Here is a 22669-nt window from a genome sequence, read left to right as displayed (position 1 = left end):
ATATGATTAAAAACATGTTAATGAAATGATAAAGTCTGCCTTCTACACTATTGTGAAGTTTTTTTGTAGGATTTTGCTATTGGTTTGGTTGAAGTCGGTGTAATTTGGTTGAAGATAAAATCAAAACAATACGAATATGAGCACAGCAACAGAACAAAAATCAGACACGGTATTACAGTGGCCTGAATTCAAAAAACAATATGATAACTTTATCAATGGTGAATTTACAGCACCCGTAAATGGTAAATATTTCGATGTGATTTCTCCCGTTGACGGAAAAGTTTTCACACAGGCAGCACATTCTTCAAAAGAAGATTTAGAACTGGCTGTAAATGCAGCCGATAAAGCATTCCAAACCTGGAAAGATACTTCATCTACAGAAAGGAGTGTTATTTTAAATAAAATTGCTGACAGAATCGAGCAGAATTTAGAATATCTTGCCATCGTAGAAACCATCGATAATGGTAAAGCGGTGAGAGAAACTTTGGCAGCAGATTTACCTTTGGCAGTTGATCATTTCAGGTATTTTGCTTCAGTAATCAGAGCAGATGAAGGTTCACATAATGAATTAGATAAAGATACCGTTTCATTAATCGTTCACGAACCGCTTGGTGTCATCGCACAAATCATTCCATGGAACTTCCCAATCTTAATGGCTGTCTGGAAATTGGCTCCGGCATTGGCCGCAGGAAACTGTGTGGTCTTAAAACCGGCAGAAAGCACGCCAATTTCAATTCTTATATTGGTCGATTTAATTAAAGATTTACTTCCGGCAGGAGTGATCAATATCGTCAACGGCTTTGGAGCAGAATTAGGAAGAGCTTTGGTGACGAATCCAAAAGTAAACAAAGCTGCGTTCACAGGTTCTACGGCTACAGGTCGTTTGGTGATGCAGTACGCAACAGAAAATATCATTCCGGTAACTTTAGAATTGGGTGGGAAATCTCCAAACGTTTTCTTCAGTTCAGTGATGGATGCTGATGATGAATTTTTAGATAAAGCTATTGAAGGAGCGGTTTTATTTGCTTTAAATCAGGGTGAAATTTGTACTTGTCCGTCAAGATTACTAGTTCAGGAAGATATTGCCGATGCATTCATTGCCAAAGTAATCGAAAGAGTAAAAGCCATTAAAGTAGGAAATCCTTTAGATAAAACCGTGATGATGGGAGCTCAGGCTTCTAAGATTCAGAAAGACAAAATTCTTTCTTACATCAAATTAGGGAAAGAAGAAGGTGCTGAAATTTTAGTAGGTGGTGATGTGAATCATGTAGGTGAAAATCTTGAAGAAGGATATTACATCCAGCCGACGATTTTCAAAGGAAACAACAGAATGAGAATCTTTCAGGAAGAGATTTTCGGACCTGTTTTAGCGTTCACAACGTTCAAAGATGAAGAAGAAGGAATCAAGATTGCCAACGATACTATTTACGGACTTGGAGCGGGAGTTTGGACGAGAGATGCGCATCAATTGTATAACGTGCCACGTCAGATTCAGGCGGGTAGAGTTTGGGTGAACCAATACCACTCATATCCTGCAGGAGCGCCATTTGGTGGGTACAAGCAGTCTGGGATTGGTAGAGAAAACCACAAAATGATGTTGGATCATTACCGTCAGACCAAAAATATGTTGATCTCGTACAGCAAAAACAAATTAGGTTTCTTTTAATTATTAAATATTTAGGGCGTGCCCGTTTTCCCCGTTTGTCACGGGGAAAAACGGTCGGGCTATCCAGGGCTGCACTTCGTTTCGGTGCTTCGCACCGGCGAGTTCCTCGCCGCCCTTCCTATCCCTCACGCAAAAGTTGTGTAAAAAACACATCTCTATATTTGGTTTATGTAAAGCCTGACAATGCTTGTTTTGTCAGGCTTTTTTTAACTTTACACAACAGACACAGGCTAAGCTCGACTTAATCAAAGTTTAAAAAACCAAATGTTGTTTGAAAGACTTTAAAATAACTTAGGAGTCTTAAGCGTTAAGAAAATTATTTCGATGAACGTCTAAAAAATTCTTCTGTTCGAAGCGCGACACGACTTTTCAACCGAAGAATAAAATAAGATATCGCGCAAGTTTAGAATTTTTAGTGAATTGAATTAATTTTCAGCGAAAGAGTCCAAGTCTTGTCCCGAAACTTCGGGATTGGTTCTTTTGCTTCAAGGCAAAAGAACAATAAAAAAATCATTATGGAAACAAAGAAAATATCAAGACTCTCAGTTACAGAAAAAGCCCTCGAGCTTATTTGGGAACTCGAAAAAAAGCATGGCGAACTCATGTTTTACCAGGCGGGAGGATGCTGTGAAGGTACACAACCCCAATGTTTCGAAAAAGGCGGCTACTTTCCGAGAATGAATGATGCCATGATCGGAACCATCAACGAACATGAATTCTGGATAGACCGAGATTTATTTGAATATTGGCAATATTCACATTTCACCTTAGATGTTCTGGAAGGCTTCGGACCAGGTGGATTTTCGTTGGAAACACCATTGGGGAAAACATTTAAAGTACACTACAGATTATTTACACCAGAAGAATTGCAAAACTTGGAACCTATAAAACGAAGTGAATGATTTCACTTGCAGCTTTTAAACTGATTGTTTTTTGAAGCAATAAAATTCAATTCTCTTTCAAAGTCATATTTATCTCTCTTAATATTTCTTTTTAAAATAAAATACTGAATGATTGTTATCAATATTGGAATGACAATTAAGAAATAATTTTCGTTGTTTTGAATTTCTTGTGATGCGATAAAAAGGAAAAGAAGAATTCCTATGATAGAAGCTATAAAAGGATAAATGAAGGGAGTGAATTCTATTTTAATGACTGTTTTATTCTTTTCTTCTACAATATTTCCTTTTATAATAGAACGATAAATATTAATGTCAAATAAATGTTTTCTTCTTTTTATAATGAAGTTGTCCGGATTGATTAATCCTCTGTATTCAAATCTTGTAGGGATTCCGTGATCAGGAATTAAAGATATGAAACTTGTATTTGTTTCGTAGGTGATTTTTTTAAAACTTTCAACAAATTCAGATTTACCCATCTCAATATTGAAATTCAAATGATCATACAGTCCTATGTTTTTAAAAAATGAATCCATAATAAAATAATCATCAAACTTTCACAAACCGATTCACAAACATTGCCGCCACAATATCACCCACAGCATTTAAAACCGTCGCCAAAGGATCAACCAAAGTTCCGATAATAATCACGGCAGGAATTGCTTCCTGCGGCAACTGATACACAGAAATCATCAGCATTTCACCAATATAACCACCATTCGGAATTCCACCTGCAACAATACTTACGAACACAGTAATTCCCAAAGCTAAAAGAAGGTTTGATGGTTCAAAAAAATCTCTGCCAATAATCTGAAATGCTACGTAAATTTTAATAATAGAAGACATCGACGAACCGTTTTTATGAAGCGTCGTTCCAATCGGAATCACAAGATTTGCAATCGAACTAGGAATTCCAATCTTTGATGCTGCTAATAAATTAGTAGGCATTGTTGCAAAACTGCTGCAGGTACTCAATGCTGTTAATGTCGGAAGAATAGCGTTTTTCCAGAAACTTTTGATTCCGGTCTGTCTGTTTGCCATAAATGCATAGAGAGTGAAAAATACAAAGAAGTAGATAATTCCTGCGATGTAATACAGCCCTAAAGGTTTAGCATAAAATCCGAAAAGCTGAGGTCCTAAGGTCGCTACCTGATATGCAAAGTATGCTCCCAGACCAATCGGTGCAATTTTCATAATCATTAAAAGCAATTCCTTCATTACTTCATATCCCGAAGCAATAAACAATCTGAATGGTTTCCCGTTTTCTCCCGATTTTCTTGTAGCAAATCCTGTCATGAAGGCGAAAATCAACAATGCAAGCATGTTTTTCCGTGAAAAGAGCTCGGTAAATTCTCCTACGGTGAAGAAACTGACAATTTTGTCGCCCCAGTTTTCTTCTTTGGTCGCTTCAGCAATGATTTCTGAACTGCCCGAAATAGATGAGACCGGAAATAAATATACCGCTCCGATTGTAAACACAGCAGCTGTTAAAATGAAAAAAAGAAAAGTAAATGACATGACCATAATGATTTTGCCAAACTTAGATTCCTGTTCCAGTGAAGCAATAGAATTGGCCACTGCAAAAAATACCAACGGCACCACACTTACGAAAAGAAGATTCAGAAAAATATCTCCCAGAGGTTTTATGTACTCAACGATTTGTGGGGCAACAATACCAATAATACTTCCAATGGTGATCCCGAGAAGTAAAAACAGAATTCCTGAGTAATTTTTGAGAACCTCTTTCATGCCATGATTTTTAGTAAAGATAGATTTATTTTTAACAATTTCTAAGATGTTTCTTTGCCTTAATTGTTCTAAATTTGAGTAAACATTCGTTTCTATGGCTTATATAGATTATTACAAAATTTTAGGCGTAGACAAAAGCGCAACGCAGGACGATATCAAAAAAGCGTACCGCAAGCTGGCAAGAAAACTGCATCCAGACCTTAACCCCAACGACAAAGAAGCTGAGCGAAAATTCAAAGAGCTGAATGAAGCTAATGAAGTCCTAAGCAATCCCGAAAACCGTGCAAAATACGATAAGTACGGTGAGAATTGGAAGCATGGCGAACAGTACGAACAGGCACAGCAACAGCAAAGGCAGTCTCAAAGTCAGGGTGGAAACTACGGAGGTGGTTTCTCCGGTGCTGATTTTGGTGAAGGTGAAGATTTTTCAGACTTTTTCCAAAGTATGTTTGGTGGTGAAGGAGGCGGATTCGGCAGAAATTCGCGCGGAAGTGCGTCAGGAAAATTCAAAGGTCAGGATGTGCAGACAGAACTGAATTTAAACTTAAAAGATGCTGCAAAGACTCATCAGCAGACTTTCGATATTAATGGGAAAAAGGTAAGAATTACAATTCCTGCGGGAGTTTCTGATGGTCAAAAAATCAAACTGAAAGGTCACGGAAATCTGGGTTACAATGGCGGGCCGACAGGAGATTTATATATTACATTTAACATCGCTGCTGATCCTAATTTCGAAAGGGTAGGAGATGATTTAAAATCTAAGATCAGCATTGATTTGTACACCGCAGTTTTAGGCGGAGATGTGAAAGTGGAAACTTTAGAGGGTAGCGTGAATCTCAAAGTAAAACCAGAAACTCAAAGCGGAACAACGGTAAGATTGAAAGGAAAAGGTTTTCCGGTCTATAAAAAAGACGGTGAATTTGGTGATTTGTTTGTGACCTATGATGTGAAATTACCCACAAATCTTACGGAAAAACAAAAAGAACTTTTTGAACAACTTAAAAATTCTTAATCATGAGCGAAAGAATATCACGGGAAGAACTCGTAAAAATATACAATGTTGAAATTACTTTTTTTGATGAATTGGTTGATTATGGCTTGCTGAGAGTAGAAACTGAAGATAACATTCGGTATCTGATTTATGAAGATCTTCATGTTTTTGAAAAGTTTACCAATTGGCATTATGACCTTGAAATTAACCTGCCTGGTTTGGAGGTAATTCATGATATGCTCAGTAAAATGGAAGATTTAAAGAGAAAAAATCGCGAATTGATGAATAAACTTTCAGCAATTAGTGAGAGATATGAGGATATTTAATTTAGTTTTGTAAACTAAAACACGCATTATATGGCTAGAATCAACGACGACAAAATCATCAACTTAAAGATCAATAAAAAAGATTTTGAAGATATTTATCTCAACGGAAATCAGGGAAGTTTGTTTTTGTCGCCTACAGTAAAAGGAAAACTCATCACAACAGTTGTAGTTGCAGTGATTTTGTTGATATTGTTTTACTTTAAAGATGATTTAAGCAAAGAGAAATTCGGGATTTTATACTTTGTAAGTTTTCTTTTTCTGCTTTGTGCGGTCTACTTATCTTTAGCCATCAACAAGGTTTCAAAGTGGAAAAAAGAAGTCGTGAAATATCTGAAAACCCTTGAGAATACTGAGATTTATCAGATTCAGTTTAATGCCAAAGTTTTTAAAGTAAACCTTAATGACAATAAAGAAACCAGCCTTTGGACAGAATTTACAGCTGCTGAAATCAGCGATAAATTTATAGGCTTGGAAGGGAAGTTCAATTATATGTTTCCAAAAAAATCAATGCAGGAAGCAGATTTTGAATTGTTGAAAGAGGCTGTGCAGAAAAATGTTTTAGAATAAAAAAACTCAGAGCTGAAACTCTGAGTTTAAAATTTGTAATGAAAAGCTGATTAATCTAACCAACCCATTTCTTTCATCCACTCGTCGTTGTAGATTTTCCCTACATATCTTGAGCCGTGATCATGAAGTAACACAACAATCACGTCGTCTTTCGTAAACTGATCTTTCATCTGAACCAAAGCTGCCATTGCACTTCCCGCAGAATATCCACAGAAAATTCCTTCTTCTTTTGCCAATTTTCTTGCGTAGATTGCGCCGTCTTTATCGGTAACTTTCTCAAAATGATCGATGACAGACATATCGTAATTTTCTGGAAGAATATCTTCACCAATACCTTCTGTGATGTAGGTGTAAGCGTTTTCTAATTTAATTTCACCCGTTTCGTGAATTTCCTTTAAGATTGAACCGTAAGTATCAACCCCAAGTATTTTAATGTCTTTATTTTTTTCTTTAAAGAACATTCCACAACCTGTAATTGTTCCACCTGTTCCGGCTCCCACTAAAAAATGAGTCAGTTTTCCGTCGGTTTGTTCCCAGATTTCGGGAGCAGTAGACTCGTAATGAGCTGCTCTGTTTGATAAGTTATCATATTGATTTACGTACCATCCGTTTTCTGTTTCTTTAGCCAATCTCTTAGAAACTGAGTAATAAGAACGAGGATCTGTTGGTTTTACGTCAGTCGGACAAACGATCACTTCAGCACCAACAGCACGAAGTATATCGCATTTTTCCTTAGATTGTTTTGCATTGGTCACAAAAATACATTTGTAGCCTTTGATGATGGCAGCCAAGGCCAATCCCATCCCTGTGTTTCCTGAAGTTCCTTCAATAATGGTTCCGCCTGGTTTTAATCTTCCGTCTTTTTCGGCATCTTCAATCATTTTCAGAGCCATTCTGTCTTTAACCGAATTTCCTGGGTTGAAGGTTTCTACTTTTGCCAATACCAATGCTGGGAAATCTTCTCCAAGCACCTTGTTAATTTTCACAAGAGGTGTATTTCCTATGGTTTCGAGAATATTTTCTGCGTATTTCATACTTGTTTTTTTTCTGCGGGGCAAATATACGGCTTTCAAATGAGTTAAGAGAAGAGAAGGTATTAAATGAATTACAAGGTTGAATTAGCTTTTAGAAGCTAATTCCTGCTTGTAGTTTATACTGAGCGAAGTCGAAGTGCTGTATCTTTTGTTCCGCTTTGCTCCACAAAAGGATGTCGCTGCAATCAGGGCTATGGTAGTGAGTCTTCAGGAGTTGAATCTGGTCTAAGTAGCAGAGCTTTGTGTACTCATGTTTTAAACCACCCCGTCAAAAATTCTTTTAGAATTTTCGCCACCCCTCCGCTGGAAGGGGAATTCTGCGTTACAAATATTTGTAATGATACAGGATGTGAAGCAATTTATAAATTCATTAAAAACATTTAATCAAAATAAATGTCAGATTTACATTCTGCTTGTAAAATTCACAATTGGCAATTGAAAATTCATCTTTAGCTGTATTTAATAGACTTTACTGGAGAAATTTTACTGATCAGATAGCTTGGGATAATCAATGCTAATCCAGAAATAAATAATATACCGGCAGAGATCGAAAGAATAATAAGAGGATTTAAATCTACAGGAACAACGCTGACATAGTAGTCTTTCGGATCTAATTTAATAATTCCAAAAAACTTTTGAATTAATAGAAGTCCAAGACCAATAGCATTTCCGAAAAGCAACCCCGGAACCATGATAATTAATGTATAATTGATAAAAGTAGCTCTTATTTGCCCATTAGTAGCCCCTAATGTTTTAAGCAAACCAATAGAATTCGTTCTCTCAATAATCAAAATAAGCAGAACCATAATGATATTAATAATCACAACCGTTAGCATAATGGTAATAATGATCCCGATGTTGGTGTCAAAAAGACCTATCCAATCATTGATTTGAGGAAATTTATCAGTTGCCTTTTCTGCATAGTTTTTATAGCCAATTACTTTGTCAATCTCTATTGAATCTTTATCGATGTCATTTACATTTTTAAAGAAAATATCAATTCCGCCAATATCTTCAGGTGTCATATCCTGAATTTTTCTCACATGATTCACATCGCCAATCACAAACTGATCGTCAATCATTTTGATGTCAGTTTTGTAAATTCCAACTACCTGAAACTTTCTGTAAATCTGCTTTTGATCTTCTTTTGCAAAGACCGTTACAATGCTGTCGTTGAGTTTCAAATGAAGATCATTGGCTATCTTTTCCGAAATAGTAACACCGTTGTTGTAGCCTTCTTCTGTAATCTTTGGAGTTTTACCTGCAATCAGGAATTTTTTAAATCTTAAGCTGTCAAAATCTTTTCCTACGCCTTTAAAGATAATTCCTGCAAAACTATGTTCGTTACGCATAATTCCCGTTACCATGGCGTATTTTTGTACGCTTTCAACATCCGGGATTTCTTTCAGTTTAGCAATATTTAAACCTTGCTTGTCAAGAATTGAAGTATTGTAAGATGAGTTGGAACGGGTTGATTTTACAGTAATATGTCCGCTGAAATCTGCCAATCTCTCTTTAATGGCTTTTTTTGAGCCAAAACCTGTGGAAACGGTAATCAAAGAAACAATGATTCCCAAAGCAACAGAAAGTCTGCCGATGAAGATGATCACCCGCGATAGGTTATTTTTGTTATCTTTGGAAAACGCTATTTTTCTAGAGAAATATAAAGGAAATTTCAAGCTTATGAATTTAGATTTCAAAATTAAAACTTTAGTTCTTATTTGCCTAATTTTTTTAGGAGTAATCAACCCATATTATTCTCAGTCTCAAGATCAGGAATGTTTCAAAACCGGTGCAGACCGACCGGAACTTTATTTGCCCTTATTGAAAGACAAAACCATCGGAATTGTGACCAACCAAACCGGTTTGATGAAAGACAAAACTCATGTTGTAGATTATCTGGTTAAAAACGGAATTAAAATTAAAACAATTTTTGCTCCAGAGCATGGTTTCAGAGGTGATGCAGATGCAGGGGAAAAAGTAAAGAATGGAATAGATGTAAAAACTGGAATTCCTATTATTTCACTTTACGGAGCTAATAAAAAGCCAAAACCAGAGCAACTAAAAGGTTTAGATATTGTTTTGTTTGATATTCAGGACGTTGGAGTTCGATTTTATACTTACATCTCAACTTTAACCTATTTAATGGAAGCCGGTGCAGAAAATAATGTCGAAATTTTAGTTTTAGACAGACCAAATCCTCATGACGGATATATTGACGGACCGGTTTTAAAAAAGAAATGGGAAAGTTTTGTCGGAATGCATGAAGTTCCTGTCGTTTACGGTTTAACAATTGGTGAATACGGAAAAATGGTGAACGGAGAAAAATGGCTGAAGAATGGAGTAAAAGCGAAGTATACATTAATCCCGATGCAGAAGTATCATAAAAAACAGCGTTATGCAATTTTAGATAAACCTTCTCCTAATTTACCCAATGAGAAGTCGATTAATCTCTATCCGAGTTTATGTTTCTTTGAAGGAACTCAGGTTTCTGTGGGGAGGGGAACAGGTAGTCCTTTTCAAATCTATGGTTCGCCATGGACGAAAAATTTACCTTATCAATTTACTCCAAAACCGAATTTCGGAGCAAAAGATCCATTTTTAAACGGGAAATTGTGTTACGGAGAAAATCTTTCAAATTATTCTCAGGATTTGAGAAGTCTGAATTTAGAATGGCTGCTCAAAGCATATCAAAATTATAAAAATCCTCAACAAGATTTCTTTTTGAAGAATCTGTTTTTCGATACATTGGCAGGAAGCGATGAATTAAGAAAACAAATCATTGCCGGAAAATCTGAATCTGAAATCAAAGCTTCATGGAAAGCTGATCTTGAAAAATTCTCAAAAATCAGAAGTAAATATCTGATTTATGAAGAATAAAAAAAATGTCAACTGCTAAACTTACAGTTGACATTTTTTTATGTTTTTCTTAATCAAAATTCTGTGGTGGACTTTTATCGTCTTTTCCTTTATTTAAAATAAAAAGTCCTATTGAGAGTCCAATAACTCCTGCAAAAGCTGTCATGAGCGCACGCTGTAATTTATCTGCTTCCTGATTTCCCAAATAATTCATCAAAAATAGGATTGCAAAAGTAATTACCGATATGATGATGTGGTTTCTTCCGAATAATTTCATGTTACTTTAATTTATAAGATATCATTACACCTCCTCTGTAAGGGATGATTTCACCACTATGGTTATATCCTTCGGCAACATCATACCGTCTTCCTGTTTCGCGATCATATCCTTTGTAAAAATCCTGAGAAGTCCCAACAGTTCCATAAATATCCATGTTTAATCTGTCTGATAACCTGAATTGGTAACCAGCTGTAATTCCAAATAAAATAGAATATCCTTTTTGATATAAATTTGACTTTGTAAAAACTTCATTATTATCGTTTATGTAATCACCTTCACCCCAATAATTCCATTTTTGCAGAACGAATGATGATGCTCCAATATTTGCTCCTACATACCAGCCATTAAACGCTTCTTTAAAATAATACCTTCCCTCTACAGAAGCTGAATAGTATTGTAACTCATGCCCTGCAAATGATTTCCAGGGAGAGATAAGAACATCACCTTGTAAAGTATATTTTGAGTTGAGCTGATATTCAAGACCGGCGTTGATGACCCCAATCGGGATAAATAAAGCATTTGCTTTTAAACGTAAACTATTTTCGTTCTCTGAGATTTGCTCCTGAGCAGTCATTCGGTTTGCTGAGACTAAGGCTATGGCTGCTATAAAAATTTTGTATTTCAAATTGTCTTTTTATTTGATTTTACTTAATAACTCTGTCGCTAAATTGGCGTCTTTTCCAGATTGCAAAGCCATGTTTTTTGATAATTCAGCGAAGTTTTTTGCTAAGTCTTTGCTTCCTAAATTGTAATATATTTTTGCTAAAATATAGGTGTTTTCTGGAGTTTCACCACGCATGACCGATTTCTCAGCCCATTCTGCTGCTTTCTTTAACGAAGATTGTGTTTTGATATTGTCTGAGAAAATCCAGGCTGCCTTTAAAAGTTCGTTTGGTTCAAAAGAATCTGCGTTTTTATAATATTCTAACGCTGCTTTTTCGTATTCCAAGAAATTGGCATTTTGTTCATAATATGCTAATTTTGTTTGATTTAATTTTAAAATTGCTGCCTCTTTCCCAACTAAGGGTTCAGCAGTTTTTAAAAAATAATCGTCATTGATTTTCTTTGCTTTTTCGTCAATCGATTCTTGTACTACTTTGGCTAAAACCAATTGATTATTAAATTCTTTATAGTTTTCTTCAGGTAAAAATTTGATGATGTCTGCTTTTTGAGAAACAAATGTTTTGTAGTTGAGATCTTCTGTTGATTTTAAGAAATATAAAAGAAGACCAACATCGTCTTTGGTAAACTCGTCTGTTTTTTTTCTGTTGGAGAAGTATCTTTCAGAAGCTTGTTTTGCAAATTCGTAGTCAGCACTCGAATTCAACTTCATAATGTTGATGAGAAAATCTTTGTCTTTTTCACCTTTTGCAAAACGTTCTTTCAGCGAACCTTTTTTATTGTTTGGAGAATTGATATCCTGAGCCATTGCTAAGAAAATGCCTTCTTCCATGTACCCATAGTTTTGTGAAACCAATTCGCCGTCACCGTTTAAAAATAAATAAGTAGGATAGGAGCGAACGCCAAATTTTTGAGCAACCTCTCTTCCTTCACCTTTTTCCATGTCAATTCTTGCATTGACGAAGTTTTTATTATAAAAATCGCCTACAGATTTTTTGTTGAAAACATTCTTTTCCATCATCTTACAAGGGCCACACCAAGCAGCATATGCGTCGATAAAGACAAGTTTATTTTCCTCCTTAGCTTTTGCTACAAGATCTTTAAAAGGAAGATCCTGAAACTGAATTTCGTCCTGAGCAAAACCAAATATGGTGATAAAAATAAATAATCCGGAGATAATATTTTTCATTTTCAAATCAAAAATTTTAATAAGCGAAGATACTTAATTTTGACTGATAAGAATTGTTAAAAATATGTAAAAGTGAAAAAGCAATATTGCAGTTTCTATGTGATTACTGATATAAACGACATTAGAATTTTGAAGCTGGCTCTGAAAATTGAGACTTTTATTTATCTTTGAAATAATTTTTCATCGGTGAATTCTGTGCTATTATGTGAAATTTACAACACAAAAATACAGTTCAATTTAGAATCAATTTTTAGATCGAAAGAAAACTATTTTGCCTTCATCTTTCCGTTCTTAAATCTTTCGCTTGCGGTTTGATAATAAGAAATGGTCTCAGAAATTAGATCTTCATTCTTAAAATTGACTTCAGATAATGCTTGATCAGTTCCTGAAACTGTAAATTGTTTAACACGTTTTCTGTCATCAATTTGGGTGAATAAATTATTTCTTAGTAATCCTAAAGTTCTATAGTTTCCTATAAAAGCACGCTCATCGCCAATTTTGGTTTGATTAATATCTTTACCGTAAAAACTTGTGTTGTAATTCCATCCCAAATATCCGAATAGAGTAGGCATTAAGTCTATTTGTGAAGTCAGACGATTTATTTTTTCGGGTTGCTGATGAAGATTGTAAATAATTGCTGGAATATGATGTTTGGCAATATTAATTTCCCATTTTCCGGCGCTGCTTGCACAATGATCGGCAACTATTAAAAATACAGTATTTTTAAACCAAGGTTTCTTTTTTGCATCTGAGATAAACTTTCCTAAGGCATAATCGGTATATTTTACGGCGCCGTTTCTGTCGCCTTGTGGAAGATTAATTTTTCCGTTCGGGAATGTGTAAGGTTTATGATTGGAAGTGGTCATTACAAACTGAAAAAAATGTTTTTTTCTTGGGCACTTTTATCGGCGTATTTTATAGATTGTTTATAAAGGTCTTCATCACAGATTCCCCATGCATTTTCAAAACTGACTTCACTATCTTTGATCTGGAATCGATTCGTTTTAATTTCATCAGATAGAGGATTTCCTCTGTTTCTGTCTACGATATCAAATCCCTGACCTCCAAAAAAATTATTCATGTTATCAAAGTAACCATCACCACCGTAAATAAAGTAGGGTTGATAGTTTTTTGCTTTTACAATCGTGGAAACTGAAAATAAATTCTGATTGTTTGGTCTTCTCACAATGCTGTTTCCGGGAGTTGGAGGTACCGAAAGTGTTAATGCTTCCATGCCTCTTACCGTTCTCGTGCCTGTTGCATATAGATTGGTAAAAAATATACTTTCTTTTGATAATTGATCATAATTGGGTGTGAGATTTTCTTTATTCCCAAATTCAGTAAGGAAATCAGCACTGAAACTTTCAATCGCAATGACAATAATGTTAGGTTTCTGCTCGGTTTCTCCTTTTGTGAATCTTGAAAGATCATCATAATTTACACGGGTATATTTCTGATTTTCCTGCAGAAGATTGCCTTTCAGTATAGAATATGCTTTTTTCTCAGGCAGTTTAGGGTAAAATGTTTCGTAATCTAACTCGTTTGATTGGTAAGCAGATATAAAAGAAAAAGTTCCGTTTTTACCTAACTCATTAATAATTAAATTATTACTAAAATCTGCCTGCTTATTTTTCATTATTAATCCTAATACGAACGATATAACCAAAACAGGAATAGCGTAAAAGAGACGATTTGAAAAAGTAATTTTATTTGAAAATGTCTTTTTGAAAACATTTAATCTACTGAAAATGAAAAATGTAATTGCGATAAGCCCAATGAGTAAAACTATAACTAACGGCAAAGGATAAGATTGATTAATGTTCTCAATAACTTCATATGTGTAGATTAAATAATCAACAGCAATAAAATTAAATCTTACCTCAAACTCATCCCAAAAAGGAATTTCTGCTAATAAGCTGAAATAAATGATGATAAAAATTAAACTTAAATAAAAATAAGTAAAACCTTTATCAAATAAGGATCCTACCCATTTTTTCGGGAAAAGCAAAAGATAAATGGTATACAAAGACAAGAAAAGCGAACCGACACAAAGATCATATAAAAATCCTGTAATGAATGCTCGTACAATGTATAGCAAATTTAAATCGACATCTTTTATTGACCAAATAAGCAATCCCAGTCTTATAATAAATGATAGTACGAGGTATAAACTTAAAACACTGAATAACGCAGAAAATCTACCACTAAAAATTTTTTTGAAAGGCTTTGAATTTATTTTTGAAGTCATGATGCTTGCTTTAAAAAACAAAGCAATGAATCAATTTAGAAGAAATTTTGAATTTTAAAGTTTTACAGAAAAAATATGCGAACTATTTTCAAATGAATAATCAATCTCCCAATTTTGAAATTTGCAAATTTCTTTGATGATTGCTAATCCCAGACCGCTTCCATTGTTTTCGGCAGACTGTCTTGAAAATCTTTTGAACAACAATTCAGAATTCAGTTTCTCAGTTCCGGAATTGGTTACTTCGAAGAAAGAATTGGTTAATTTCACTGAAATTATACCGTTGTTAGGTGTATGCCGAATGGCATTGATGAGTAAATTGTTAATTAGAACCTCGGTCAGACTGCTGTTTCCAACTAATTTGATGCTTGATGAAATGTTTGTGCTTACAGAAATATTTTTTTGTTGAAAATGTTCTTCTAGTAATTCTAAACTTTGTTTTACAAGTGTGTCCAGCTCAATTTCTTCAGTTGCGTTAAATTGGCTGTTCTCTATTTTAGCCAACAATAGAAGGTTTTTATTGATTCTTGAACTTCTTGTCAGGGCTCGGTTCATCTCCTCGGTAATTTTATACTGATTTTCAGTCAGGTCTTTGTTCTGAAGTAAGATGTCTAATTTGTTTTTAAGAATTGCCAGCGGTGTCTGCAGTTCATGCGAGGCATTTTCCGTAAATTCTTTTTGAGTTTTGTAGACAGAAATATTATGCTCAATCAATTTACTTAAAGACAGATGAAGTTCTTCGAATTCTGTAACATCGGTTTTTTCAAATTCTATTTTACTTTGATGATTAAGATTAAATTTTTTAAGCCCATCTAACGTATTTCTAAACGGCTTCCAGATCGTTACAGAAAGTTTTCGATTGAAAAAAAGTAAACCCAGAACAATCATAACAAAGAAAAAAGTAGTGATGGCAGCAATTGCCGCAATCGTTTCACGAGATTCTTCAATGTTGGTCTGTACAGTAAATAGAAAAGGTTTGTTATTGATGTAAACTACTTTTTTCAGACATCTATAACGTTCCATTTCTGGTTCTGGTGAGAAAATTTCAGTTTTTTCTACCGTAAAATATTGGTCTTTTTTTAAATTATTAGAAGAGATTTCTTCAATATTTGTTTCCGGCTGAATTTTTTTCCAAAGGCTGATGCTTTCAGCCAATTCTTCATCAGAAAGTTTCAGATGATTAAATTCATAAGCTGTTTTTTCAGCGATGGTTTTGTTGTGTTCATCCAATTCATTTTTCCAGATGGTATCTATGATCAGATAATACACGGGAATGCTTATTGCCAAAATAACAAGTACATAAATGATGAATGGCTTTGTGGTTTTGCTAAGTAATGGCTTCACAATAAATCTTGGATTATGATTTGTAAATGATGTTTTATTATAAAATCATCTTTGAAATTTAATGATACATAAAAGTATGAAAATAATAGGTATGTTTAAATAAAAACCCATTTATAGCCTGTTCCGTAAACGGTTTTTAAGTAATGTTCACAACCTGCATCATATAATTTCTTTTTTAGGTTTTTAACGTGCGCGTAAACGAAGTCATGATTATCCAACATATCTGCAAAATCGCCGGAAAGATGCTCTGCCAAAGTACTTTTGGAGATTACTCTATTTTTATTTCCGATGAAATAAATAAGTAAATCAAATTCTTTTTTGTCAAGCTGATTATTTTTTGATTGATGGTAACGCTTTTTGCTAAAAGATCTAATTGCAATTCATTTTGAACAATAATATTTGAATTATTAAACTGTTTTCTACGGATCACTGAGAAAACTCTCGCCATTAATTCTGAAAGATGAAATGGTTTGGTAAGGTAATCATCAGCCCCCATTTGCAATCCTCGGATCTTGTCATCAAGTGCATTTTTGGCAGAAACGATAATGACGCCGTCCTGCTTGTTTTGAAGCTTTAGTTTTTCTAAAATTTTCAGCCCATTGCCATCAGGAAGCATAATGTCTAAAATAATGCAATCATATTCAAACTGCTCAATTTTATTGTTTGCATCAGCAAATGTCTTAGCAAATTCACACAAATAGTTTTCTTCAGAAAGATATTCTGCGATACTTTCAGCCAGTTCTATTTCGTCTTCAATGATTAGGATTTTCATACAGCTAATGTACTGTTTCAATTTTGAAGAAATTTAGAATGATGTTTTAATAAAATTAATATTTTCAATTTAAAATTTATTTAAAAACAAAAAAACCGCCTCAGATAAGGCGGTTAAGTGGTTTCTCCAGGAATCGAACCAGGGACACATGGATTTTCAATCCATTGCTCTACCAACTGAGCTAAGAAACCATTTTGGTTTGTACTTCGTTTTGAAGTGGTGCAAAAGTAATAATAAATATTAAATTCTGCAAATTACTTTTAAACAATTTTGAAAAGAAAACCGCCTAATGAAAGGCGGTTTAAGTGGTTTCTCCAGGAATCGAACCAGGGACACATGGATTTTCAATCCATTGCTCTACCAACTGAGCTAAGAAACCATTGATTTACTTCGTTGTTTTAAAGTGATGCAAAAGTAGGAAGTTTTGGTATATGAAGCAAATATTAATCAAACTTTTTTACCATCAGCGTAAAACCTACTGATTTTCAGTCTGATTATTTTCTTGCTCTTTTCTTATTTGCTCGCTCATTTCCTCTAAAACAGGCTTAATCGTACTTTCAGGAAGATCACTGATTCTGATATACATCAATCCGTCAATCGCATCATTGAAGTTGGGATCAACATTAAAGGCAATCACCTTTGCATTTTGTTTGATATATTTTTTGATTAAAACCGGCATTCTCAATTCAGGTTCCAGATCATCGATGATTTTATCTAATTTATTTAAATCAGATTCCATTTCATCTAAAAATAAGTGCTTATCACGATCTCGGAGTTTTACTTTGAAATCGTTTCTTGGTGTAATGTATTGAGCTACAGCAGAATCGTAGTAATTTGAACGCATGAACTCAATCATCAAAGATTTAGAAAACTCTGAAAATTTATTTGAAATACTTACACCTCCCATCAGGAATTTGTGATCCGGATTTCTTAGGCAGACATGCACAATTCCACGCCACAAAAGGAATAAAGGAAGCGGTTTTTGCTGATATTCTTCACAGATATAAGCACGTCCCATTTCAATAACTTTTTTGAAAAACGGATGAATATCTTGTTCAAATTCAAATAAAGAACTCGTATAAAAGCCTTTAATTCCGAATTTTTTCATCACATCTTTACCCAAAGCCATTCTGTAAGCACCGGCAAGTTTTTCTGCAGCATTATCCCACAAAAATAAGTGATGGTAATGTTTGTCGTATTCATCAAGATCAAACGGTAAATTACTGCCTTCACCCACTGCGCGGAAAGTCAGCTCTCTCTGTCTACCGATTTCCCTCATCACAGAAGGGATTTCTTCGTATGCTGTAAAATAAATTTCGTAATTACCGTTGCTGAAGAGCATTTTGTCGGTTCCACGAAGTTTAGAAATATCTTTTATTAAATCTTCCTTCGGAGTTTCATCGATAATATTCTGAACGATGTTTTCTTCTCGCAAAAGCTGGAATTTAAGTGATAAATTTTTAAGATTGATGACCTGGGCCAGAGATTTTCTTTTTTCGTAATAAGATTTCATCATATAAACCTTACGTTTCAGAAACTCTCCCAATTCCTCAATGTTTTCCATTTCATCCATCGCTTTTACAGTGATAGGTTTTCCTATTCTGATTCTGATGGGTTTCTCACGGTCATTCATCATTTCCGCAGGAAGCATAATGGTCTGTAAGTTAGGATGAATCTTAGCAACCTGATAAAATAAAGTGCTGTTCTTCGCATGAAAATACATTGGGACAACAGGAACTTTTGCCATTTTTATAAGCTTTAAAGCCGGTTTTTCCCACTCTCTGTCCAGAATCTCACCATAAGGATTGTTCTTGTTTGAAACTTCTCCGGCAGGGAAAATTCCTACGCAGCCACCGTTTTCGAGATGTTTCAAAGTTTCACGCATTCCGGTTGCACTGTTTCTGACTTCTTTTCTTCCTTCAAAAGGATTTACAGCAATCACAAACGGTTCCATGGGCTTTATTTTTTCTAAAAGAAAATTTCCCATCACTTTGAAATCCGGACGTACTTCTGAAAGAATTTTACACATTAGAATTCCGTCAATAGCACCCAAAGGATGATTAGAAACCAATATAAAAGGTCCTGTTTTAGGTATTTTTGCTAAATCTTCCTCAAACGCAACATAGCTTAAATTCCTTTCTCTGACGAAAGAATCGAAAAAATCTTTACCTTCTTTGTCTTTCAGCTTGTCATAAAGTCTGTTGACTTCATTTATTTTTGCAATGCTCATGACAGCAGACGCAACAGGATTTTTGAGGAATCCTATTTTATGTAAGCCGGAAGCTTTGATTAAATCAGTTTTCGATATTAAGCTCATCTGTGGTTTAGTCGGAATTAGTTTTACAATGTTACCATTTGAAGTGTGTTTTTTGAAATCTGTTCCAATAATACACTTTTTTCTTGGTAAAATTTGTCGATGTTCTCCATTTTTGCATTTCTTACCGTAAATAAAGATACATTTTTTATTATATCGGTTTTGAAAATTTTCTGAAGTTCATTATTCAGCTCCTCAATTTTAAGGAATTTATCTTCAAGGCATAGCGCCAATGAAATTGCAGAATTCTGCATCAAAGAAACTTTAATTTTATATTTAGCTAAATTATTGAAAATTAAGCTCATGTGATCTTCTGCAATGAATGAAAAATCTCTTGTGGAAATTTTAAGCAATGTCTGATCACCTTTTAGAATATAAGATTCTTCACTTTGGTTTTTTTCAGAAGCACCTACTTTGGTTCCTTCTTTTGTAGGATCTACGAAAGATTTCACATAAAAAGGAATATTTTTTTGCTGAAGTGGCTGCAAAGTTTTTGGGTGAATTACACTTGCACCGAAATAGGCCATTTCTATCGCTTCTTCATAAGATATATTAGATAAAAGCGTAACGTCTTTAAAAATTCTTGGGTCACCCGTCATTACTCCAGGAACGTCTTTCCAAATCGTCATCGCAGTTGCATCAAGACAATAAGCGAAAATTGCTGCAGAATAATCTGAGCCCTCTCTTCCTAAAGTTACAGTGAAATTATTGTCATCAGAACCAATGAAACCTTGAGTTACATAGCAAATATTAGAATTTAAATTCGATATGAATTCTTCAGTTTTTTGCCAATTCACATTGCCATCTCTGTAAGAGTCGTCTGTTTTTATAAAGTCTCTTGCATCGAGCCATTGGTTTGTAAACTGGATATCATTAAGATATTCGCTTACAATTTTGGTAGATATCATTTCTCCACAGCTCACAACCTGATCGTACACAAAATTGTAATTAGGAGATTTATTTCTTCTTAAAAATGAAACAATATCATCAAAAAATAAATTGATTTCTGCAAATACTGCATGATCTTCCGAGAAAAGCCCCTTGGCTATTTCGATGTGTTTCTGTTTTATATTCTCAATTTCAGTTTGATAGTTGTCTTTTTTGAAATACATTTCTACCACCTTTTCCAGCTCATTGGTGGTTTTACCCATCGCTGAAATTACCAATAGACATTTTTCAAAACCCTGGCTGCTAAGAACCATTGATACATTTTTTACACTTTCAGCGTCTTTCACAGATGCGCCACCAAACTTGAAAATTTTCATTAAATTGTTAAGAATAAAATTGTTAGATATAAATCATTCACGTTTTTTTTCGGAGGTCAAAATTAGACATTTACGATGAGATATGAAATAGGGCAGCGGCAGGTTGAATTAAGATTTAATTAAAATTACCGTAAAAGAGATGAAATATTGCTTTCCTAGGTGTGTGATTTGGGAGTAGTTCTGACAGACTGTCTCCTAATTATTTAAGAGAAATTTAGGTTTAAGATGTTGATTAATAGTATTTAAAGTCTTTTATGAGAAAATGTTTTTTAGTGTGATAAATTTTACGAAATTTGACGGTAAAGTAAAAAACATAAAAATGTCAGATCAACCGTTACAGACTTTAGGAGAATTTTTAATTGATAAACAGGAAGATTTTCAGTATTCCACTGGTGAATTTTCACGTCTTCTAAGTGCTATAAGGCTGGCATCCAAGGTCGTAAACAGAGAAGTTAACAAAGCTGGAATCGTAGATATTACAGGAGCTGCAGGAAATCAGAATATTCAGGGTGAAGAGCAGCAAAAGCTTGATGTGATTGCAAATGATATCTTTATCACCGCACTTTCTCAGAGAGAAGTTGTCTGCGGAATTGCTTCTGAAGAAAATGACGATTTTATCGACATCAAATGTGGAGAAAATGGTCATTTAAGTAAATATGTAGTATTAATCGATCCTTTGGATGGTTCTTCAAATATAGACGTTAATGTTTCTGTAGGAACTATTTTCTCAATTTACAGAAGAGTTACCGAGCCTGGAACACCGGTTCAGTTGGAAGATTTCTTACAAAAAGGGATTAATCAGATTGCTGCAGGATATGTAATTTACGGTTCGTCTACGATGATTGTTTACACAACAGGAAACGGGGTGAACGGATTTACTCTAGATCCTTCTTTGGGAACGTATTATCTTTCTCATCCTAACATGACTTTCCCAAGAACGGGTAAAATTTACTCAATCAACGAAGGAAATTATATTAAATTCCCTCAGGGAGTTAAAAATTACCTGAAATATTGTCAGATGGAAGAAGGTGACCGTCCTTACACATCAAGATATATTGGTTCTTTGGTGGCAGATTTTCACAGAAATATGTTGAAAGGTGGAATTTATATTTATCCATCATACGGTCAGTCGCCGAACGGAAAACTGAGATTATTATACGAATGTAATCCGATGGCATTCTTGGCTGAACAGGCTGGCGGGAAGGCTACAGACGGTTTCAGAAGAATTATGGAGGTTGAGCCTACCGAACTTCACCAAAGAATACCATTCTTCGCAGGAAGTATTGATATGGTAGAAAAAGCTGAAGAGTTTATGCGAATTGACAGCGTGAAATAAATGAAAGCAGAATATTTTAGATATTTATTAAAATTCAAACGCCCGAGTGGAACATCTCGTGGCGTTTTGTATGAAAAGGAAACTTTTATTCTTGAAATTTCCAATGACGGAAAAAAAGGAGTAGGAGAGTGTGCTATTTTCAGAGGACTGAGTTTTGATGACCGACCGGATTATGAAGATAAACTAAAATGGTTGTGCGAAAATATTCATCAGGACTTTGAATTTTTAAAAGAAGAATTAAAAGAATTTCCATCAATTTGGTTTGGATATGAACAGGCTTTACTAAATCTAAAGCATGGCGGAAAATTATACTTCCCTAGTGAATTTACAGAAGGTAAAAGCTCAATGATGATCAATGGTTTGATCTGGATGGGCGATGTTGGTTACATGGAAGAACAGATTCAGGAAAAATTAGCACAAGGCTTTCATTGTATCAAATTAAAAATCGGGGTCGACTGGAAATCTGAGCATGAAATTCTTCAAAAATTAAGACAAAAATTTTCTAAAGAAAAACTGGAACTGCGTGTTGATGCCAACGGCGGATTTTCGAAAGATGAAGCTAAAATCGTATTGCAACAATTGGCAGATTTGAATATTCATTCTATTGAACAGCCTATAAAAGCCGGAAATTGGAATGATATGGCAGAATTATGCGCTCAAACTCCAACTCCGATTGCTTTAGATGAAGAATTGATAGGAGTGATTGATTTTAATAAAAAGAAAAAACTTTTAGAAGCTATAAAACCTCAATACATTATTTTGAAACCATCTTTGGTAGGTGGTATTTCGGGTTCTGATGAATGGATAGCTTTAGCCGACCAAAACAATATTGGTTGGTGGATTACTTCTGCATTGGAAAGTAATTTAGGCTTAAATGCAATTGCACAATATACATTTACAAAAAATAATCCTATGCCTCAAGGTTTGGGTACAGGAAGTTTGTTCACAAACAACTTTGAGAGTGATTTGGAATTAAAAGGAGATCGGTTATTTTTTAATTAAAGTAGTTTTTAAATCAATAAAATTCTGTTTTTAAAATAATATCAGGCGTGGTTTAGATCACGTCTTTTTTGATGAACATTGCTTTCTTTATATAATCTAAAATATAAGAAAACTTTTTTTTGACTTTTTTCATAATATATAGTTTTGGTTTATCTGAATGAATTTGGGTAGGACAAAGGTCGTACCATTCTAAATAATAGCGAAAAAAAA

22 protein-coding genes and 2 tRNA genes are annotated in these 22669 nt (G+C 34.4%); 8 read left to right on the top strand and 16 right to left on the bottom strand.

Annotation, left to right across the window (positions count from 1 at the left end):
* The first annotated feature begins 136 nt into the window (after positions 1–136).
* Both EAG08_RS05330 and EAG08_RS05325 read left to right on the top strand, forming a co-directional pair.
* A complete protein-coding gene (locus tag EAG08_RS05330) occupies positions 137–1666 on the top strand; it encodes an aldehyde dehydrogenase family protein (protein ID WP_129534556.1) in 1530 nt (509 codons plus the stop codon).
* Positions 1667–2181: 515 nt separating this feature from the next.
* Entirely contained in the window at positions 2182–2568 is a 387-nt protein-coding gene (locus tag EAG08_RS05325) for a DUF779 domain-containing protein (RefSeq protein ID WP_129534555.1), read from the top strand.
* A 2-nt stretch (positions 2569–2570) separates the two neighbouring features.
* Here EAG08_RS05325 and EAG08_RS05320 read toward each other — a convergent pair whose 3' ends face one another.
* Together EAG08_RS05320 and EAG08_RS05315 are read right to left on the bottom strand one after the other, a co-directional pair.
* The gene (locus EAG08_RS05320; RefSeq protein WP_129534554.1) at positions 2571–3101 is read right to left on the bottom strand and encodes a hypothetical protein; all 531 of its coding nucleotides are present in this window, start codon (positions 3099–3101) and stop codon (positions 2571–2573) included.
* A gap of 13 nt (positions 3102–3114) precedes the next feature.
* Entirely contained in the window at positions 3115–4314 is a 1200-nt protein-coding gene (locus EAG08_RS05315) for a dicarboxylate/amino acid:cation symporter (RefSeq protein ID WP_129534553.1), read from the bottom strand.
* A 94-nt stretch (positions 4315–4408) separates the two neighbouring features.
* Between EAG08_RS05315 and EAG08_RS05310 the strand changes: the two genes are divergently transcribed.
* Genes EAG08_RS05310 through EAG08_RS05300 form a run of 3 tightly spaced genes read left to right on the top strand, consistent with a single transcriptional unit; the run spans position 4409 to position 6198 of the window.
* The gene (locus tag EAG08_RS05310) at positions 4409–5326 is read left to right on the top strand and encodes a DnaJ C-terminal domain-containing protein (protein ID WP_129534552.1); all 918 of its coding nucleotides are present in this window, start codon (positions 4409–4411) and stop codon (positions 5324–5326) included.
* A gap of 2 nt (positions 5327–5328) precedes the next feature.
* Positions 5329–5631 carry a chaperone modulator CbpM gene (locus EAG08_RS05305; protein WP_129534551.1) on the top strand — a complete coding sequence of 101 codons (303 nt, stop codon included), beginning with the start codon at positions 5329–5331 and terminating at the stop codon, positions 5629–5631.
* Between the two features lie 30 nt (positions 5632–5661).
* Complete coding sequence (locus EAG08_RS05300; RefSeq protein ID WP_228446779.1) at positions 5662–6198, top strand: hypothetical protein; 537 nt, start codon at positions 5662–5664, stop codon at positions 6196–6198.
* 50 nt (positions 6199–6248) lie between these two features.
* Here EAG08_RS05300 and EAG08_RS05295 read toward each other — a convergent pair whose 3' ends face one another.
* Positions 6249–7232, bottom strand: a complete 984-nt coding sequence (locus tag EAG08_RS05295) for a PLP-dependent cysteine synthase family protein (protein WP_129534550.1) — start codon at positions 7230–7232, stop codon at positions 6249–6251.
* A 449-nt stretch (positions 7233–7681) separates the two neighbouring features.
* The gene (locus EAG08_RS05290) at positions 7682–8911 is read right to left on the bottom strand and encodes an ABC transporter permease (protein ID WP_129534549.1); all 1230 of its coding nucleotides are present in this window, start codon (positions 8909–8911) and stop codon (positions 7682–7684) included.
* A gap of 4 nt (positions 8912–8915) precedes the next feature.
* On the opposite strand from EAG08_RS05290, the gene EAG08_RS05285 reads away from it, so the two are divergent.
* Positions 8916–10112 carry an exo-beta-N-acetylmuramidase NamZ domain-containing protein gene (locus EAG08_RS05285; protein ID WP_129534548.1) on the top strand — a complete coding sequence of 399 codons (1197 nt, stop codon included), beginning with the start codon at positions 8916–8918 and terminating at the stop codon, positions 10110–10112.
* 49 nt (positions 10113–10161) lie between these two features.
* Here the strand turns inward: EAG08_RS05285 and EAG08_RS05280 are convergent, their stop codons facing one another.
* The 12 genes from EAG08_RS05280 to EAG08_RS05235 all read right to left on the bottom strand — a co-directional run bounded on the left by EAG08_RS05280 (position 10162) and on the right by EAG08_RS05235 (position 20121).
* Positions 10162–10368 carry a hypothetical protein gene (locus tag EAG08_RS05280; protein ID WP_129534547.1) on the bottom strand — a complete coding sequence of 69 codons (207 nt, stop codon included), beginning with the start codon at positions 10366–10368 and terminating at the stop codon, positions 10162–10164.
* Between the two features lies 1 nt (position 10369).
* Entirely contained in the window at positions 10370–10996 is a 627-nt protein-coding gene (locus EAG08_RS05275; RefSeq protein WP_129534546.1) for a DUF3575 domain-containing protein, read from the bottom strand.
* 9 nt (positions 10997–11005) lie between these two features.
* Positions 11006–12181: a thioredoxin family protein gene (locus EAG08_RS05270; RefSeq protein ID WP_129534545.1), complete on the bottom strand. Its 1176-nt coding sequence runs from the start codon at positions 12179–12181 to the stop codon at positions 11006–11008.
* Between the two features lie 266 nt (positions 12182–12447).
* On the bottom strand, positions 12448–13047 hold the full coding sequence (locus tag EAG08_RS22590) for an LTA synthase family protein (RefSeq protein WP_262696807.1): 600 nt from the start codon (positions 13045–13047) through the stop codon (positions 12448–12450).
* Positions 13047–14279, bottom strand: coding sequence for an LTA synthase family protein (locus EAG08_RS22585; RefSeq protein WP_262696806.1), 1233 nt, complete (start codon positions 14277–14279; stop codon positions 13047–13049). The genes EAG08_RS22590 and EAG08_RS22585 overlap by 1 nt, the downstream gene beginning before the upstream one ends.
* Positions 14280–14483: 204 nt before the next feature.
* Positions 14484–15770 (bottom strand): sensor histidine kinase, encoded by a 1287-nt coding sequence (locus EAG08_RS05260; protein ID WP_129534544.1) that lies wholly within the window; start codon positions 15768–15770, stop codon positions 14484–14486.
* Between the two features lie 95 nt (positions 15771–15865).
* Positions 15866–16060 carry a helix-turn-helix domain-containing protein gene (locus EAG08_RS22895; RefSeq protein WP_410493336.1) on the bottom strand — a complete coding sequence of 65 codons (195 nt, stop codon included), beginning with the start codon at positions 16058–16060 and terminating at the stop codon, positions 15866–15868.
* Entirely contained in the window at positions 16039–16542 is a 504-nt protein-coding gene (locus tag EAG08_RS05255; protein WP_317126309.1) for a response regulator transcription factor, read from the bottom strand. The genes EAG08_RS22895 and EAG08_RS05255 overlap by 22 nt, the downstream gene beginning before the upstream one ends.
* Before the next feature lie 118 nt (positions 16543–16660).
* A tRNA-Phe gene (locus tag EAG08_RS05250) sits at positions 16661–16733 on the bottom strand.
* A 115-nt stretch (positions 16734–16848) separates the two neighbouring features.
* Positions 16849–16921, bottom strand: a tRNA-Phe gene (locus EAG08_RS05245).
* 96 nt (positions 16922–17017) lie between these two features.
* Positions 17018–18859 carry a lysophospholipid acyltransferase family protein gene (locus tag EAG08_RS05240; protein WP_129534543.1) on the bottom strand — a complete coding sequence of 614 codons (1842 nt, stop codon included), beginning with the start codon at positions 18857–18859 and terminating at the stop codon, positions 17018–17020.
* A gap of 23 nt (positions 18860–18882) precedes the next feature.
* On the bottom strand, positions 18883–20121 hold the full coding sequence (locus EAG08_RS05235) for an aspartate kinase (RefSeq protein WP_129534542.1): 1239 nt from the start codon (positions 20119–20121) through the stop codon (positions 18883–18885).
* 319 nt (positions 20122–20440) lie between these two features.
* On the opposite strand from EAG08_RS05235, the gene fbp reads away from it, so the two are divergent.
* Entirely contained in the window at positions 20441–21457 is a 1017-nt protein-coding gene (gene fbp, locus EAG08_RS05230) for a class 1 fructose-bisphosphatase (RefSeq protein WP_047442521.1), read from the top strand.
* Complete coding sequence (menC, locus tag EAG08_RS05225) at positions 21458–22459, top strand: o-succinylbenzoate synthase (protein ID WP_129534541.1); 1002 nt, start codon at positions 21458–21460, stop codon at positions 22457–22459.
* The last annotated feature ends 210 nt before the right edge of the window (positions 22460–22669 follow it).

It is taken from the genome of Chryseobacterium sp. 3008163 (genome assembly GCF_003669035.1).
Lineage (GTDB): Bacteria > Bacteroidota > Bacteroidia > Flavobacteriales > Weeksellaceae > Chryseobacterium.
This window is presented reverse-complemented; position numbering and strand designations above follow the sequence as displayed.